Origin of the sequence: Sorangium sp. So ce1504 (assembly GCF_051521635.1) — a bacterium.
Classification (GTDB): Bacteria; Myxococcota_A; Polyangia; order Polyangiales; family Polyangiaceae; genus Sorangium; species Sorangium cellulosum_B.
Map to the genome: position 1 here is coordinate 5,243,711 of NZ_CP150365.1, position 16,368 is coordinate 5,260,078.

Sequence of the window (16,368 nt, forward strand, 5' to 3'; positions counted from 1 at the left end):
CCAGGGGACGATGCAGCGCGCGCGCAGCGCCGTCAACCAAGCGCCCGGCACCTTTCTGCGTCATTACGACCACGCTGAACGGAACGTCAGTGAAAGCCATTCGCTGTGTCGTTGGTGTCGTTGGTGTCGTTCTTCTTCGGTGAGCTCACCGGCTCCTGGGTTTGTCGGGGACGTGGGAAAGAAGGTCAGAGCTCGACCTGTTTCAGCATCGCGCTGGTGATCGACTGGCGCACGCTCGTGAGCTCTGCCCATGGGTCCCGGATCGTGGCGATCCGCTGCGGCACGGTGTCGATGGTGAACGAGGCGGGATCGAGCGGCGCGTCGAGCTCGTCCCACGAGAGCGGTGTCGCGACGGCCGCGCCGGGGCGCGCCCGCGTCGAGTAGGGCGCCACCGCGGTGGCGCCGCGCCCGTTCCGCAGGTAGTCGACGAAGACCTTGCCGGCGCGCTTCGCCTTCGACATCGTCGCGGTGTACCGCGCAGGATCGAGGCGCACGAGCGCGTCGGCCACGGCCTTCGTGAACGCCTTCACCTCGTCCCAGCCCCTGCGTGGCGCTATCGGGACCACGACGTGCAGGCCTTTCCCGCCCGTCGTCTTGACGAAGCTCCGTAGCCCCAGCGACGAAAGGAGGCGCCGCGCCGTCCTCGCCGCGTCCGCCACGCGCTCCCACGGGAGATCCGGCGCTGGATCGAGGTCGAACACCATCCTGTCGGGCTGCTCGATCCGGTCCACGCGGCTCCCCCAGAGGTGCACCTCGAGCGCCCCCATCTGGACGAGCGACACGAGCCCTCCGGTGGTCTCGATATAGAGATAGGTGCGCTCGCCGTCGTCCTCCTCGACGGCCATCCGCTGGATCGCCTCGGACAGCCCCTCGGCCTCGTGCCTTTGGAAGAAGCATGGCTTGCCCTGGCCTGCGGGGCAGCGGACCAGCGTGAGCAGCCGCTTCTCGGCGTGGGTCAGCATGTGCTCGGCGATCTGCTCGTAATACCGGGCCAGAGCGAGCTTCGTGATCCCCTGCGCGGGATAGAGCACCTTGTCGGGGTTCGTCAGCGGCACCCCGGCGACTTCGACCCGCTCGGCGCCGCCGCTGCTCCGGCCCCCGCGCGGGGCCTTGCCCCCCGTCGTGCTCGCGGCCCTCCTCGGCGCCGCGCCGGCCGCCCTGCTTGGCGCCGCGCCCGCTGCCTCGCCGGGCGGCGATCGCGGCGGCGGCTGTTCGCGCTCGACGGTGACCGACTCCGGGGTGCGGTCCTCGCGGAGCCCTTCGAAGGAGGGGTGTCGCAGCCGTCCGTCGCGCGTCCACTCGGAAAAGCGGACCTCCGCGACGAGCCGGGGCTCGACCCAGCGCGCGCCCCGCATGCGCGGCGCCCCTGAACAGGCCGGCGTGGCGCGTACGATCGAATCGAGGCGGCTGCGCAGGGTCGTCAGCGTCTTGCTCGTGAAGCCCGTGCCGACCTTGCCGGCGTAGGCGAGCTTGCCTGATCTGTTCACGCCGACGAGGATCGCCCCCAGCCCTTTCCGGGCGCCGGACGGCTCGGTGAAGCCGACGATCACGAACTCCTGGCGCCGGCCGCACTTCACCTTGAGCCAGCTGTCGCCGCGCCCGCTCCGGTAGGGAGCCTCCGGGCGCTTCGCGATGACGCCCTCGATCCCGAGCTCGCACGCGTGCTGGACGACGGCGGAGCCGTCCTCCGCGACGTGCTCCGTGTAACGCAGGTGCCCTTCCTCGGGCGCTTCTGCGAGCAGCGCCTCGAGCGCCCGCTTGCGGGTGACCTGTGTGCACCCGCGGAGATCGCGGCCGTCGAGGTAGAGCAGGTCGAAGACGAAGTACATCAGGCGCCCCTCGCGCCTGCCATTCCCGTCGCTGAGCGCGTTCTGGAGGGCCTGGAAGTCGGTCACGCCGTCCGGCCTCACGACGACGATCTCGCCGTCCAGCACGGCCTCCCGCGCAGGCAGCTGGGCGAGGTCGTCGCGCACGCCCGCGAACCGCTCGGTCCAGTCCTGGCCGCGGCGGGTCAGGAGCGTCACGCGCCCCCCGCGGAGCTTCGCGAGCATGCGATAGCCATCGAGCTTGACCTCGTAGAGCCACCCCTCGCCCGGGGGCGGCTCGGTGACGAGCGTCGCGAGCTGGGGCTCGATCTCGCCCGGGAACGGCCCTTTCCGGGCGCCCTCGAGCGCATCCGCGTAGGTCAGCGTCGGGCGCGGGACCGCTGCGGTGGTGTCCGCGTCTCCCGTCGCCGCGGACGAGCGCTGGCTGTCCACATCGGCCGCTGTTGCCCCGCGTTTGCGACGGGCAGTCAGGGTTGCTTGTCGCACCGCTTGAGTCCGCCGCCCCGCGCCTTGTGCCTGTTTTTGTCCGGCCATCATCATGCCACCGTCGCTTTTGGTGGAAAAAGCAATTCCGATACCGCAATGGCATCGTCGCCTCCCGGTGGTTTTCCGATTCCCGGACGTTGCGCGGCCGGCTGAGCTCGACATGCGCGCCCCAGAATGCGGCGATCTGCCACGCACGTGGCCTCACCCCCGGCGCGCCAGCCGCGGCTCTGCGCAGCGGATCTCCTCGGATCCTGGCGCACGGGCTCCCGCGCAACATCCGAGTTCCCACGCCTGCCACGGCGCCTGGAATGAACAGGTGCGCAGGACCGCGCGGGTGGTTTAGATCAAGGAAGGACGGACTCGAGGAAATCGGCAATAGAACGAACGCTGCAACGCTGGTGCTGCGCGTCGCCGCCGCTGTGATCGTCGGATGGTCGTCCCGGACGGCGTGAACGGGTCAAGCACTGCCGTGAGGGCAGGGCAGCGCGTGCCTCGGCCAGACGTCCCTTGCCGATGCCCTTCTCGATGCCCTTCTCGATGCCCTTCTCGATGAGCCGCTCCTGGACCTGCGGGCTCGCTTCGAGCAGCACCTCGAGGATGCGCTGCCGCCGGGCCTCCACCTCCGGGTCCTCGGCCTTGCCGAACCTCCACAGGAGCTCCTCTCGGGTCGTCGCTGACATCGCCAGGTACTCTAGCATGGCCAGCACCCACTCGATGGGCCGGCGTCCGGCTACCCACCGGCCGAACTCGTCGAGGGCTCGCCCGGAACGGGCGACCAGGAAAGCGATCAGCTCGTCCCGCAGGGGGAGCTCGTTCGCTGCAACCCCGTGACGAATTCTCAAACGAAGACGACCTCGTCTCCGTAATACGCTTCTCCGTACCGGCGGCGCGCGCGCCCCCGACACGCGACCCGTCATTGCGCGGGCGGCTCGCTCCAGTAGCGCACCAGATCAGGCAGCGCGGTCTCCGCCATGCGGGTGAGGTGCCTCACGTGATCTGGCTTCTGGGTGCCCGGATAGCCGCGGACGTGGAACGCGCCCCTGTGCGCCTCGGACAGGGGGGCGAACCGGAGCTTTGCCTCGCTCGCCTCCCCGGTCAGGTCGTAGATCGCCTGCTCGTCCGCGCCCGCGCCCGGGGAGCGCTGCGCGCCCGTGAGCTTGAGGAGAGCGTCCGTGCTCTCGTGGGTGCCGGCATAATCGCCGTTCGGGGTGATCTCCGAATGGGTGATCGACATCAGCTTCTTGCCGGCGGCCGCCAGCTCGGCGAAGCGGCTGAACGGCTTGAGGCGCTCCATGTCCAGGCTGCGGTCGAGCGGCATGTAGCCGGTGTGGATGCCGTCCAGGAGGAGCACGGCGTCCACCTTGTCGGTGAACCCCGGCTGGTTCAGGAGCCCGCGAACCGCGCCATACCCGGCGCTGAACGCCGAGAGCGCGACGCGCCGGAGCCGGGCGTCGCGCAGCCCACGGGCCTCGAGCGCCACCTGCGCCTTCGCCATCAACGCCGGGAGATAGGAGCGGATCGAGAACTGGGTCTCATACGCGCCAGAGCTGATGCCCAGATTGATGATCATCACAACCGCGTTGAGCCGGGCGCGATCGAACCCCGCCTGCACGACGTCGTTGACCCCATGGAAGTGGATCACCAGATCGTACGCTCCATCTGCCGAGGCGAAGGACGCGGGGATGGTGATGATCCCGTCGGGGATGGGGATCACCGCCGTTCGATCGAGCGTCGCGTCGGCGCGATCCGCGGCAGCGAGGGCCGGCGCCGCCGTTGCTGGCGTTGCCTGGAGCGGCGCGGCCGCTTCGGCCTTCACCTCGACCCGCGCCGCCACCCCCGTCGACCGCAGGATGGCCGCGGCGGCCGCGGCAGGCTGGAGCGCCGAGCCCGCGCGGAGATCGAAGCCCGCCGCGCCGAGCTGCATCGAGACGAGCCCGCCCACCACCGCCGCGAAGCCCAGGCCGGCACCCGCGCTCAACGCGATCAAGCGCGACGTGGAACGCCGCGTCGGAGATGCCATGACCGGAGCCGGCGATTCGAACGGCATCGCCATGCCCCCAATCGACGCCGGCGGACGACGGAAAATTAAAGTGGGCTCATCCTCGTCGTGGGGCAGTTGGACCTCCGCGCAAGGGGGCTCAGCGGGGAACATGTCAGCGATGATGCGAGGCCTATGCCACTCATGGCAAGAGCTAAAATTCTACATGATAGGTTCGCATGCGCATGCGTCAAGGAAGTGGACCTGGTCCGACGTAGTCCCATGGTGGTTCATCGTTTGCCCAGGGAAGCACCTTGCTTGCGCACGTAGCCACCGTGGTTCCGGGATTCGTGAGCACCTCTGAGCCGCCGGTGCTCCGACGTGGCACGGCGTGGTACGACGTGAATGTTCAAGCGCCAGCAGATCAGAAAATGACGCATTCCGGCAAAATCTCTCATGAATTGGCCGCTATCACCGCCACCTTGGTCGCGTTGCGTCATCCCCTGTGCCTCATCGGAACTCGGGACACCCGAGCGCCGGGGCGGTGCGGTCGAGGCCCTGCCGGAGCAGGCCAGTCCGCCCTCCGAGGATGATCTGGTTGGCTCCTGCGCTTCGCGCAGAGCGCGTAATCGACTTCGCGCCATCGACCGTACCGACCGCACCGCTCATAGACCGACTGACCTCCATGCGCCGGGGTGTCTCGCCGGCCCCCTCGGTGAACCGTTGCACGTCCAACGGCTCACCGACGAGGGGACGCCCTGAGCGCGGCGCGCGCCCGCCGGGCGAGCTGGCGCGGCATGCGTCGCCCCGACGTCAGCGACGGACGACGCCGCGCTGCCTCTGGAAATACGGCGCGACCGAGGCGGGGCGCACGTGGACCTTGACAGCGCGGGGCGCCTCTGGATCTCCTCTTTCCTCCCCACTCACCCGCACGGGCCACCCATGACCAGCTTCCCCCGCGTGTACGACGACAACACCCAGAGCATCGGCCGCACGCCGCTCGTGCGCATCCGCCGCGTGATCGAAGGCGCGCGCGCGACGGTGCTGGCGAAGATCGAGGGGCGCAACCCGGCGTACTCGGTCAAGTGCCGCATCGGCGCGGCCATGGTCTGGGACGCCGAGCAGCGGGGCGTGCTCGGCCCTGGCAAGGCGATCGTCGAGGCGACCAGCGGCAACACCGGCATCGCGCTGGCCTTCGCCGCCGCCTCGAGGGGGATCGAGTGCGTGCTCAGCATGCCCGAGACGATGAGCATGGAGCGGCGCAAGGTGCTCATCGCCCTCGGGGCCAAGCTGCTCCTGACGCCGGGCCCCAAGGGGATGAACGGCGCCATCGCCAAGGCCGAGGAGCTGGCCGCCTCCGACCCCGGCCGGTACGTGCTGATGCGGCAGTTCGAGAACCCGGCGAACCCCGCGATCCACGAGACCACCACCGGCCCCGAGATCTGGGACGACACCGGCGGCAACGTCGACGTCCTCGTCTCGGGCGTGGGCACCGGCGGCACGATCACCGGCGTCAGCCGCTACTTCGAGCGCGGCCGCGGCCGCGCCCTCCACTCCGTCGCGGTGGAGCCGGTCCACTCGCCGGTCATCTCGCAGACGCTCGCCGGCCAGCCGCTCACCCCGTCCCCGCACAAGATCCAGGGCATCGGCGCCGGCTTCGTCCCGAAGAACCTCGACCTCTCCTTCGTGGACCAGGTCGAGGCGGTCTCGAACGACGAGTCCATCGCCATGGCGCGGCGCCTCGCGTCCGAGGAGGGCATCCTCTGCGGCGTCTCCTGCGGCGCGGCCATGGTCGCGGCGGGCCGGCTCGCGAAGGATCCGAAGTGGGAAGGAAAGACCATCGTGGTCATCCTCCCGGACACCGGCGAGCGGTACCTCTCTGGGCCCCTCTTCGAAGGAATGTTCTCCGAGGTCGAGGCCATGAAGGCCTCGTGAGGTCGACGTGAGCAAGAAGTGTGATGCAGCCCTCTCCGAAGCGACGGCCGACCTGCACGGCATCGTCGACGCGCTGATCGCGAGCTACCGGGAGGACGCGCGCGGGCATCACATCAACAAGCGCTTCACCCCGTCGCGCCAGGAGATCACCGAGATCATCGATCTCCTGCTCCAGGTCTTCTACCCGGGCTATCACGGGCGGCAGGACCTGTCGGACGAGGACCTGCTCTACCACGTGGGCACCCTGGTCTCGACCCTGCGGGACAAGCTGGAGCGACAGATCGAGCGCTGTCTGTGCTTCCAGGACGAGACCGTCGACGCGGGCCGCCTCGACGTCCCGAAGTGCCGGCAGCGGGGGCGCGACGTGGCGCGGCTGTTCATCGCCCGGCTGCCGGAGGTCCGGCGGCGCCTCCTGCTCGACGTGCAGGCGGCCTACGACGGCGATCCGGCGGCGGCCTCGATGGACGAGATCATCCTGGCCTATCCAGGCCTCCTCGCCGTGACGGTGCACCGGGTCGCGCACGAGCTGTACCTCCTCGGCGTGCCGCTCATGCCCCGGATCATGAGCGAGTGGGCGCACACGAGGACGGGCGCCGACATCCACCCAGGCGCCAACATCGGTGACAGCTTCTTCATCGATCATGCCACCGGCGTCGTGATCGGCGAGACGACCGACATCGGCGAGCACGTCAAGCTCTACCAGGGCGTGACGCTGGGCGCCCTCTCCTTGCCGCAGCACTCGCGGGGCGCGCGCGGCCTGAAGCGCCACCCCACCGTGGAGGACAACGTCACCATCTACGCGAACGCCACGGTTCTCGGCGGCAAGACGGTGCTGGGGCAGGGGAGCGTGGTGGGCGGCTCGGTGTTCCTCACGAAGAGCGTCGCCGGCGGCCAGCGCGTCGCGCTCGAGGCGCCGAGGCTGCGCGTCGCGTCGCCGCCCCATGGCACGCCCGCCGTCGGCGCCTCCGATCTGGACAGCATCCTCGACTTCGACATCTAGAGCGGCGCTCTCCTCATCAGAGCGGGCGTCTCATCGATCGGAGTGGCCGAGAGGGCGCTCCGGGGCGACGCGGTCGCGGATCGCCTGCTTGAGCTCCTTGGGCTCGGGGAAGCGCCCTTCGACGGCGCGCGAGAAGAGCGGCGCGCCGTCGAGCGTGATGTCGAAGACGCCGCTCTCGCCCGGCGACAGGAGCACGTCGATCTCGTCAGGGAAGGTGATCAGCAGCTCCTGAGCGAGCCAGGCCGCGCGCGTGAGCCAGCGGCACTTGGGGCAATACCGGATCGCGACGAGCGGCCGTTGCGGGGCGGGGGTGGCGTCCATGCCAGGATCGTAGCGCGAGCGCGCGGCGCGCGGGCAGGCTCAGACGAGGAACGCCCTGGCGAGCCCGAGGAAGATGAAGAAGCCCATGCTGTCCGTGGTGAACGTGAGCAGGACGCTCGACCCCTGGGCCGGATCGCGGCCCAGGCGCTGGAGCACGAGCGGCACCGCGCACCCGACCATCGCCGCCACCACGAGGTTCAGCAGGATGGCCGCGGCCATCACCAGACCGAGCGGGACGCTGCCGTAGAGGGCGGCGGCCGCGAGCCCCACGAGCGTGCCCCAGACGGCGCCGTTCATCAGGCCGACGAAGAGCTCTTTCTTCAGGAGGTGCCCCGTGTTCGCCCGCGTCAGCCGGTCGAGCGCGAGGCCGCGGATCACGAGCGCCACCGTCTGATTGCCCGTGTTGCCGCCGACGCTCGCCACGATGGGCATCAGCGCTGCCAGCGCCACGAGATCCTGAATGGTGCTCTCGAAGATGCCGATGACCCGCGAGGCCAGGAATGCCGTGAGCAGGTTGACGAAGAGCCAGAGCCAGCGGTTCTTCGCGCTCGTCCACGCGGGCGCGAAATAGTCCTCCTCTCCCGCGAGGCCCGCGCGCAAGAGCGCCTCGCTCTGGGCTTGCCGCCGCAGGAAGTCCATCATCACATCCACCGTCAGCCGGCCGACGAGCTTGCCGCGCTCGTCCACCACCGGCGCGGCGATGAGGTCGTAACGCTCGAAGGCCCTGGCCGCGTCGCTCGCGCGCTCCTGGGGCGTGAAGCTCACCACGTCCGTGGACATGACCGCGCTCACCTGCGCGCGCGGCTCGCGGAGCAGCAGGTCCTTGAGCGACAGCGCGCCGCGGAGCACGTTGCGCGCGTCGACAACGAACAGCGCCTCGGTGTGCGGCGGCAGCTCGCCCCGCCGGCGCACGTCCTCCAGCGCGCCGCCGAGGTCCCGGCCGTCGCGCACCGAGACGAGCTCCGGGCTCATCAGGTGGCCCACAGAGCCGTCCGGGTACGCGATCGTCGACTGGAAGAGCGACTGCTCGCGCGCGTCGAGCGACAGGTACACCTCCGCCACGATCTCCGGATCGACCGACTCGCTGATGTACGCCAGATCGTCCGGATCGAGCTGGCCGAGCAGCGCGACGAGGCGAGGGCGCTCCGTCTCCGCGACGAGCCAGTCGCGGACCGACCGCGAGGACTCGAGCAGCACCTGTGCGGCGCGGTAGGGCTCGAGCTCAGCCCACACCACAAGGCGATCCGCCTGCGGGAGCACCTCGATGATGTGGGCGAGGTCCGCCGGGTGCAGATCCCTGAGCTTCCTCTGCAGCAGGGCGAGATTTTGCCGGTGGACCAGCGCCTCGACGAGCTCTTTGTTCCTGCTCTCCTGCTTGTGGGTCAGCGTCTCGATGACGCGTTGCTTTTGGAGCAGGGTAGTCACCAGGCTCAGGCTCTCTTGCAGTTTCTCCTGGGACCTGGGCGTGCTCATGGCGGCTCCGGGCGCGGGGGCGCGCCGAGCATAGCCCGGGTCCGCGCGGCCGGTCGTAGGCCGCGTGCGGTCGCGCTCGCCGTATTGACCGGACCCCATGGCTCATGGTTCTGTCGGCCCGATGAAGCGCGCGTTCGATTTGTGCGTGGTTGGGCTCTCGCTCGGAGCGATGGCCTGTGGACCGGGCCTGGAACCCGAGGTGGTCGTGCATCCTCCCCGGCCCACTGTCTCGCCGGAGAGCACCGCCAGCACGACCGGCGGCGGGTGTCCGGCCATCGGCCACGCGGAGCCGCTCATCGTCGACTGGCTCACGACACGCCGCTCCGATCTCGGGCTCGCGATGAAAGACGGCATCGCCGTCGTCTCCTACGACTGCACGACGCTGAAGCTCCTCACGCAGTGCAAGCTCCCAGGGAGCTACTCCTTCGCTGGCGTGACCCGGGCAGAAAAAGTAATACAATTAACAAACCCTGCGGAGATGCAGGCGAACGTCCCGTTCGGGGCCCCGGCGCTGAGCACCGCGATCGAGGGCGGCGGCTCGGCCGCGATCGACGTGGCGCTCGTGCCTACGGGGAAGATGGCGACCACGGTGGCCTCCTCCTCCGCGCAGGATCTCTCGGGCAGCTGCGAGGGCGCGACGCACTTCGTGCGCGCCGCGCTCCTCGGGGCCTTCGCGATGGCGCCAGGCAGCCGGGGCACGGCGCGGACGGTGGATCAGGTCTTCGCGGCGGTCGGGGCGGCCGCGACGGCGGGCCAGGGCGGCACCACGAGCAAGGAAGGGGAGATCGACGCCTGCCGGGCCGCGAAGCCCGACGCGCAGGCGCCGACGGAGCGCTGCCATGCGCCGCTGCGCCTGGAGCTCGTCCCGCTGCTCGCGAAGAGGGCGGCGGCGGCCGAGGCTCCGGTGAAGCAGGGGGAAGACGAGTTCCCGAAGCTGTCGAGCCTGTGCCCGCTCGGCACGGTGCCGAGCGGGGCGAAGTGCTCCCCGCCTGCGCTCGCGCCCGCGCACCTGTGCGAGCCCACCGACGCCCGATCCTGCGCGGCGGAGTGCGGGAAGGGCGATGTCGGCAGCTGCTATCACCTCGGGATTCAGTACCTGGGCGGCAAGGATTTCCCGCGCGATGACACGAGGGCGGCGGAGCTGTTCGAGAAGGCGTGCGGCGCCGGCGTCACGCAGGCCTGCTACGCGAGGGCGAAGCAGCTCCTGCGCGACATGAAGAGCGCCAAGGTCCCCCCGGACGCCGCGGGGCGGGCCAAGGTGCGAGAGTTCGCCGACAAGGCGTGCGAGATGGGCGACGGCTGGGCGTGCTTCAGCGTGGCCGAGTGGTACCTCAGCGAAGGCCCGCAGGCGGTCCTCCCGAAGGACCCGACGCGCGCGGTCGCGTTCCTCCGGCGCGGCTGCGATCTCGGGCACGGGCCGAGCTGCAGCGCGCTGGGCAAGATGCTGGTCGAGGGGAAGCTCGCGGCGAAGGACGTGGGGGTCGCCGTGGGCGTGCTCCAGCGCGCGTGCCAGGGCGGCCAGTCCGAGGACTGCGTCGATCTCGGCGACATCCTGCGCAAGGGGCAGGGCGCGCCGAAGGACGGGGTGAAGGCGATCGCGGCGTACAGCCACGGTTGCAGCCTGGGGGACATGCGCGCCTGCAACGCCGCCGGCTCGGTCTACGCGCAGGGCGACGGCGTTCCGAAGGACGTCGCGAAGGCGTATTCGTTCTTCGAGAAGGGCTGTCCGGAGAAGGGGTTCGGGGCCGAGGCGTGCTTGAGCCTCGCCGGGATGTACGAGAAGGGGAACGGCATTCCGAAGGACATGCCGCGCGCCGCGGCGCTCTACGAGAAGGTGTGCGGCACCGGCGGCTGCGTGCGGGCCGCCGAGATCTGGCAGCGCGGCGACGGCGTGACCGCCGATCCGGAGCGGGCCTACTCGCTCTACGAGAGGGCCTGCACGCAGTGGGGCGAGAAGAAGGCGTGTGACGCGTTCGGGCCGCTCCTGGAGCGCAAGGACAAGGAGCGGGCTCGGACCTTCTACGCAGACCAGTGCGTGCGGACGCAGGACAAGGCGGCGTGCGCGGCCCAGAAGCGGCTCGGCGGCGCGCCGCGCTAAAATAGCTTCATCTGACGATCGGCCCCGGCGCGTGAGCCCCTCTGCGCCTCGGGCGACGGGCCGGTCCGAAGGAGCAGCCGCTCCTCCACCTCGCGTATGAACGGCGACACCTCGGTCTCAACCACCTTGCCGTGCCGCGCGCGCTGCATGGACCGGGTCAGGAACAACCGCTCTCGCGCCCGCGTCATGCCCACATAAAAGAGCCGGCGCTCCTCGGCGACGTCCGTCTCGTCCCTGCCGGGGAACCGGAGCGGGAGCAGGCCGTCCTCGCACCCCACGAGGAAGACCACCCGGAACTCGAGGCCCTTGGCCGCGTGGAGCGTCAGCAGCGAGATGCGGTCGGCCCGCGGATCCCACGCGTCGATCTCGGAGCACACCGCGAGCTCGATCAAGAAGCGATCGACGTCGCCGCCGCAGCGCTCCGCGAGCGCGAGGTGCAGCTCCAGCGCCGCGTCCACGTCGGCCTCGCCGAGGACCGCCGCGCACGCCGCGCCCTCCTCGGCCGCGCCCGCCGCGGGCGGAGCGCCGGCGAGCCCGGGCTGCGCCACCTCCTCGCGGAGGCGCGCCGCGGCCGCCTTGAGGCGCGCCGCGAGCGGCCCCGGCGGTGCGCCGGCGAGCGCCCGCGCGAGCGCCTCCGAGCCCGCGCGCTCGGCGAGGCGGCGATCCGAGCGCCGCTGGAAAGGCATCCCCGAGCGGGCGAACGCTTCCCGGAGCCGCTCGGACTGCGCCTCGGTCCGGTAGAGCACCGCGAAATCCGAGAAGGAATAGTCGCCGCTCCCGGCAGGATCGCTCACCCGCCCGCTATCCATCGAGAAGAACGTGGACCCTCCGAGCATCCGCTCGATCGTGTGGACCACGCGCTCGGCTTCGGCGGCTTCTGTCGGCGACTCGTGGACCGCCACGAGCTCCACGCCGCCCGCGCTGGGCAGGAGCTCCCGCGCGCCGAGCGTCGGTGAGGGCGCGATCACCTGGAGCGCCGCCTCGACGATGGGGCGCGACGAGCGGTAGTTCCGCTTCAAGCGCACCACGCGCGCCGCCGGGAAATCTTGCTGGAAACGGAAGAAGAAGCCCACGTCCGCGCCGCGGAATCCGTAGATCGCCTGATCGGGATCGCCGATGGCGCAGACGTTCCCGCCCGGAGCGACGAGCGCGCGTATCAGCCGGTACTGGCGCTCATCGATGTCCTGGTACTCGTCGATGGAGAGATACCGGGCCCGCTCGCGCGCCGCGGCGAGCGCTCCGCTCTGCTGCTCCAGGAGCAGGACGGCGTGCCCGATCAGGTCGTCGAGGTCGAGGAGCCCGCGCGCGGCGAGCTCGTCCTCGTACACCTTCCACGCGCGATCGACGTGGCGGTCGATCTCGCCGCCCGCGGCCGGCGGCCCGTGCGCGTCGGCGTGGCGCGGGCAGCGCCGCTTCAGCGCGGCGATGTCGGCGAGCAACCTGGCCGCCCGGCGGTCCGGGACGCCGAGCGCCGCGGCGAGCAGCGCCGTCCGCTCGCGCTCGCCGGCGATCGCGGGCGGCGCGGCCCCCGCGCCCTGCGCGTGCTCGCGGAGCAGGGAGAGGCCGAGCGCGTGGAAGGTCATGGCGGGCACGCGGCCGCCGGCCTCGCCGAGCAGCGCGCCGAGCCGCTCCCGCAGCTCGTCGGCGGCGCGGCGGGTGAAGGTGATCGCGAGGCACTGCTCCGGCGGCACCCCGAGATCGAGGACGAGGTGCGCGATCCGGTGCGTGAGCGTGCGGGTCTTGCCTGTGCCTGGCCCCGCGAGGAGGAGCAGCGCGCCGTCCGTGATCTCCGCCGCGGCCCGCTGCTCCGGGTCGAGCGCGTCGAGCGGCGCTGCGCCGCCCGGCGCAGGCGGCGCGCCGCGGGACACCTCGCCGGCCGGCGCCGGGCGAGGCGCCGCGTCGGCCCGGCCGCGGCGCGGAGGGGGGCGCGACGCCGCGGGAGGCGGCTGCGGCGCCGCGGCCTCCGGCTGGAAGAGGAGCCCGCCCCCGCGGCGCTGCGCGAGCTCCTCCGGCTGGAAGACCCGGATCGCGCCGTACTCGCCGTCGTAGCCTGCGTCGCGGATCACGCGCCCTTCGCGCATCCGCGCGATCGCCTCGGCGAGCAGGGGCGTGCCGGCGCGCTCGATCTCGTCGAGCGGCGCGTCGCCGAGGAGGAACAGCTCGGGGCCGATGCGCGACAGCACCCCGTCGTAGCTCCGCTGCACCGCCTTGCTGGAGGCGCCCACGCCGTGGAGCTCGGCCAGCACCTCGGGCAGCGGCACCAGGTTGCGGAACTCGCTCGCCCCCTCGAGGCGCACGCCCTCGTCGCGATCGGCGAGCTCCTCGACCCGGTGCAGCACGCCCACCGTGACCGGGTGCCCGCACACGGGGCAGGCGAGGGCGAGCGCCCGTGTCTCCGCCGGCGAGAGCACGACATTGCACTTGCGGTGGCCGTCGAGGTGGTATTTGCCCTCTTCCGGGAAGAACTCCACCGTGCCCCCGAAGCCCTGACCGGTCTCCAGGGCGCGCCGGATCGCGAAGTAATCGAGCGGGGCGTCGAAGGCCGTGGCCTCGCGCCCGAGCTTCGCGGGCGAGTGCGCGTCCGAGCTCGAGACGAGCCGGTACCGATCGAGCCCGGAGATCCGCCAGTTCATCGCAGGATCGGACGAGAGCCCGGTCTCGAGCGCGAAGATGTGCGGCGCGAGATCGCCGTAACACTCCTCGACCGCGTCGAAGCCCGCCTTGGAGCCCAGCACCGAGAACCAGGGAGTCCAGATGTGCGCTGGCACGAGGTAGGAGCCCTCGCCGGCCTCCAGCACGATCTCGAGCAGGTGGCGCGAATCGAGCCCGAGGATGGGCCGCCCGTCGGAGGTCAGGTTGCCGATCTTGGCGAGCGCGCGGACGATGCGCTCCGCCGCGTCGAAGCTGGGCGCGTAGAGGAGGTGATGGATCTTCCGCGTCCGATCTCCCTTCTTGTAAATCGTCGAGATCTCCACGGAGAGGACGAAGCGCGTCGCTCCGCGGCAGGCCCCGGGGAGCCGCTCCGAGACCGCGCGGCCGAGATCGTCCCGCAGGCGGAAGAGCCCGGGCTCGGCGGGCACGAGGTGCTCGCGGAGCTCGGCCATCCACGCTGGATGGGTGAAGTCCCCCGTGCCAAGCACCGCGATGCCCTTGCGCTGAGCCCAGTAGCTCAGATGAGCGAGATCGCAATCGCTGCTCGTCGCGCGGGAGTACTTCGAGTGCACATGGAGGTCTGCATAGAAACGCATGGTGTTCCGCCGTGAGGTGTCGTTTTACCTATCGAGCTCCCTCGCGCTGTCAATCGCGGATACCAGCAGCCTTGATGAAATCTGGTTGGAAATTGAGGATGGCTGACCGCAATGCGTCGCGATGCGTGAGAGTCCTTGTCCTGTGGCAAAAAGTGCTCGCTCGATGCAATGCGGTTCGACGGGCTCGCCCGTGTGGCAAAAGGTGCTCGCTCGATGCAATGCGGTTCGACGGGCTCACCTGGACGACACGTTCATGCCGTGAGGGCCGACCGCGCCGCACGAGGCCGCACGGCGCGGCGAGGCGAGGACCGGCCGGCGCGCACCCCGGCGCCGGCATCCGCCGCGCCGGGCGCAGCGGCCGGGCTGGCAGGCGTTCGCGAGCCTTCGACAGCGGCTCGACCCGGGCCTACACGCGCGGGCGCGAGCCCCGGTCCGGAGGGGGCCGCCGGCCGCTGCGAGGCATCACGAGGTCACGGGGTCGCGGTCGAGGGCGCCGGGGCCTTGCGGGTCAGGTAGAAGAAATCGCGCAGGGAGCGCTTGCGGATGTACTCGTCTTCCGAGAACTCGAAGCCGCTCGCCAGCGCCACCGGCGCGAGGGCGCCGCCCTCACCCGGCTCGTAGAGGAGGAATTTCGGGTACGACCAGTTCACGTCGAGCTGCGCCACCGCCGAGGCGCCGGCGTGCTGCATCCCGAGCGCGATGGCGGGCGCCGTCGTGTGATTGCTGATCCCGACGTAGAGGACCTTGCCGTCGCGGTCGAGCCCCACCGCGGAGCGGCGGATCACCGTGTTGCCGTCCAGCGTGGCGCCCCAGTTGCGGACCTGCGGCGCGCGGAGCAGCGGGTGCAGCTCGCCCTCGTCGACCATGCAGCTCGGCGTCTGCCGCCACCACTGCATGTCGCTCTCTCCCGCCGAAAGCCTGGTCCATGGCGCGATCTGCAGCCGCCCGTCGCGGCGCCGCGCGAGCGTGCAGCCCTGGTCCCGGGGGCGCACCAGCGTCACGCCGTCGACCCGCATCCCCCACTGGCCGTGCTCGGTCATGAAGCCGCCGTTGAACGCCGCGAGCAGCCGCCCGTGGTCCGCCTCCGGGATCTTCGCGGGCCGCTCGTAGGGCTTGCCCTCCTCGGTCGTCGCCGCCGGCTCGCGGGAGCCGGCCATGAGGTGCACATCGACCCGCGCGAGATCCACCGCCACGATGAACAGCTCCGCCCAGGAGCGGTTCGGATCCGGGTGGAGCAGCGTCTTGTGGAGGCGCGGCGCGTCGCTCGGATGGGCGTGATCCGCGATGGGCACCCACCGCCCGTCGCCGGGAGCCGACCAGGCCGCGTGCGAGGGGCCGACGTCCGTCGGCCGAAACGCCGCCGCGCCGGTGCCGCCCGCGGCCGAGCCCGGCGTCGCGGCCGAAGGCGGCGAGGCCGTCGCGGCAGGGCCCGGCTGCTCGGGCACCTCCCAGTACGTCTTCGGCGGCTCGTCCTTGCGCCAGAGCTGGTGGACGCGATCCTCCAGGGCGTAGGCGGTCCCCTCGAGCGCCGTCACGTTCTCGGCCCCGATCACCGAACGCAGCCCGTTCGCGACGAGCGGGCCCATCCATGGAATGCGGTGCACCGCGATCCATAACCCGGCCCCGGAGAGCATCGGGACCGCGACGGCACCGAGAACCCAGCGCCGAAGCCGGGATCGGGGCAACCGAAGGACAGGGCGCTCCGGAGCGGAGTGCCCTACCTGAGCCGGCGTTTTCGAGGCTTCGGCGGTTTCGGCCATGGCGTGGTGCGCTGCTTCGAAGGGGCGGGAAGACGCTGGAGGTCGCGGGCGACGCGGGGCGACCTGCGAGCGCGAGCGCACGATGAAGCGGGCCCTCCGCTCGGGCGACGGTCTAGCATGGTGCGCCGCGCGCGCGGAGGCCGCTCCGCGCACCGCGAGCGAAGCGACGCGATCGCGGCTCCGGCGGCAGCGCAACGGGCGTTGACAAGCGAGATCGGGCCAAGGCAACCCCGGAACCGGAAC

Annotated in this window: 10 protein-coding genes; 3 read left to right on the forward strand and 7 right to left on the reverse strand. The window is 71.1% G+C overall.

All coding sequences use genetic code 11. The features are described 5' to 3' along the window. Window positions 1-185: 185 nt before the first annotated feature. From ligD to WMF39_RS19680, 3 genes are all read right to left on the reverse strand, one after another. Window positions 186-2,258, reverse strand: coding sequence for a DNA ligase D (ligD, locus tag WMF39_RS19670; protein WP_437747025.1), 2,073 nt, complete (start codon window positions 2,256-2,258; stop codon window positions 186-188). A gap of 398 nt (window positions 2,259-2,656) precedes the next feature. Beyond that, a complete protein-coding gene (locus tag WMF39_RS19675) occupies window positions 2,657-3,154 on the reverse strand; it encodes a hypothetical protein (RefSeq protein WP_437747026.1) in 498 nt (165 codons plus the stop codon). Between the two features lie 71 nt (window positions 3,155-3,225). Further along, window positions 3,226-4,464, reverse strand: a complete 1,239-nt coding sequence (locus WMF39_RS19680) for a hypothetical protein (protein ID WP_437747027.1) — start codon at window positions 4,462-4,464, stop codon at window positions 3,226-3,228. A gap of 768 nt (window positions 4,465-5,232) precedes the next feature. Between WMF39_RS19680 and cysK the strand changes: the two genes are divergently transcribed. Both cysK and WMF39_RS19690 read left to right on the forward strand, forming a co-directional pair. After that, entirely contained in the window at window positions 5,233-6,225 is a 993-nt protein-coding gene (gene cysK, locus WMF39_RS19685; protein WP_437747028.1) for a cysteine synthase A, read from the forward strand. Window positions 6,226-6,232: 7 nt separating this feature from the next. Continuing rightward, window positions 6,233-7,225: a serine O-acetyltransferase gene (locus WMF39_RS19690; protein ID WP_437747029.1), complete on the forward strand. Its 993-nt coding sequence runs from the start codon at window positions 6,233-6,235 to the stop codon at window positions 7,223-7,225. A gap of 30 nt (window positions 7,226-7,255) precedes the next feature. On the opposite strand, the gene WMF39_RS19695 is transcribed toward WMF39_RS19690, so the two are convergent. Further along, window positions 7,256-7,546, reverse strand: coding sequence for a SelT/SelW/SelH family protein (locus WMF39_RS19695; protein WP_437747030.1), 291 nt, complete (start codon window positions 7,544-7,546; stop codon window positions 7,256-7,258). Window positions 7,547-7,585: 39 nt separating this feature from the next. Further along, the gene (gene mgtE, locus WMF39_RS19700; protein ID WP_437747031.1) at window positions 7,586-9,019 is read right to left on the reverse strand and encodes a magnesium transporter; all 1,434 of its coding nucleotides are present in this window, start codon (window positions 9,017-9,019) and stop codon (window positions 7,586-7,588) included. A gap of 478 nt (window positions 9,020-9,497) precedes the next feature. On the opposite strand from mgtE, the gene WMF39_RS19705 reads away from it, so the two are divergent. Next, window positions 9,498-11,117: an SEL1-like repeat protein gene (locus tag WMF39_RS19705; protein WP_437747032.1), complete on the forward strand. Its 1,620-nt coding sequence runs from the start codon at window positions 9,498-9,500 to the stop codon at window positions 11,115-11,117. Here WMF39_RS19705 and WMF39_RS19710 read toward each other — a convergent pair. Both WMF39_RS19710 and WMF39_RS19715 read right to left on the reverse strand, forming a co-directional pair. Further along, entirely contained in the window at window positions 11,114-14,365 is a 3,252-nt protein-coding gene (locus WMF39_RS19710; protein WP_437747033.1) for a UvrD-helicase domain-containing protein, read from the reverse strand. The genes WMF39_RS19705 and WMF39_RS19710 overlap by 4 nt on opposite strands. A 470-nt stretch (window positions 14,366-14,835) precedes the next feature. Then, window positions 14,836-15,969, reverse strand: coding sequence for a hypothetical protein (locus WMF39_RS19715; protein ID WP_437747034.1), 1,134 nt, complete (start codon window positions 15,967-15,969; stop codon window positions 14,836-14,838). Between the last annotated feature and the right edge of the window lie 399 nt (window positions 15,970-16,368).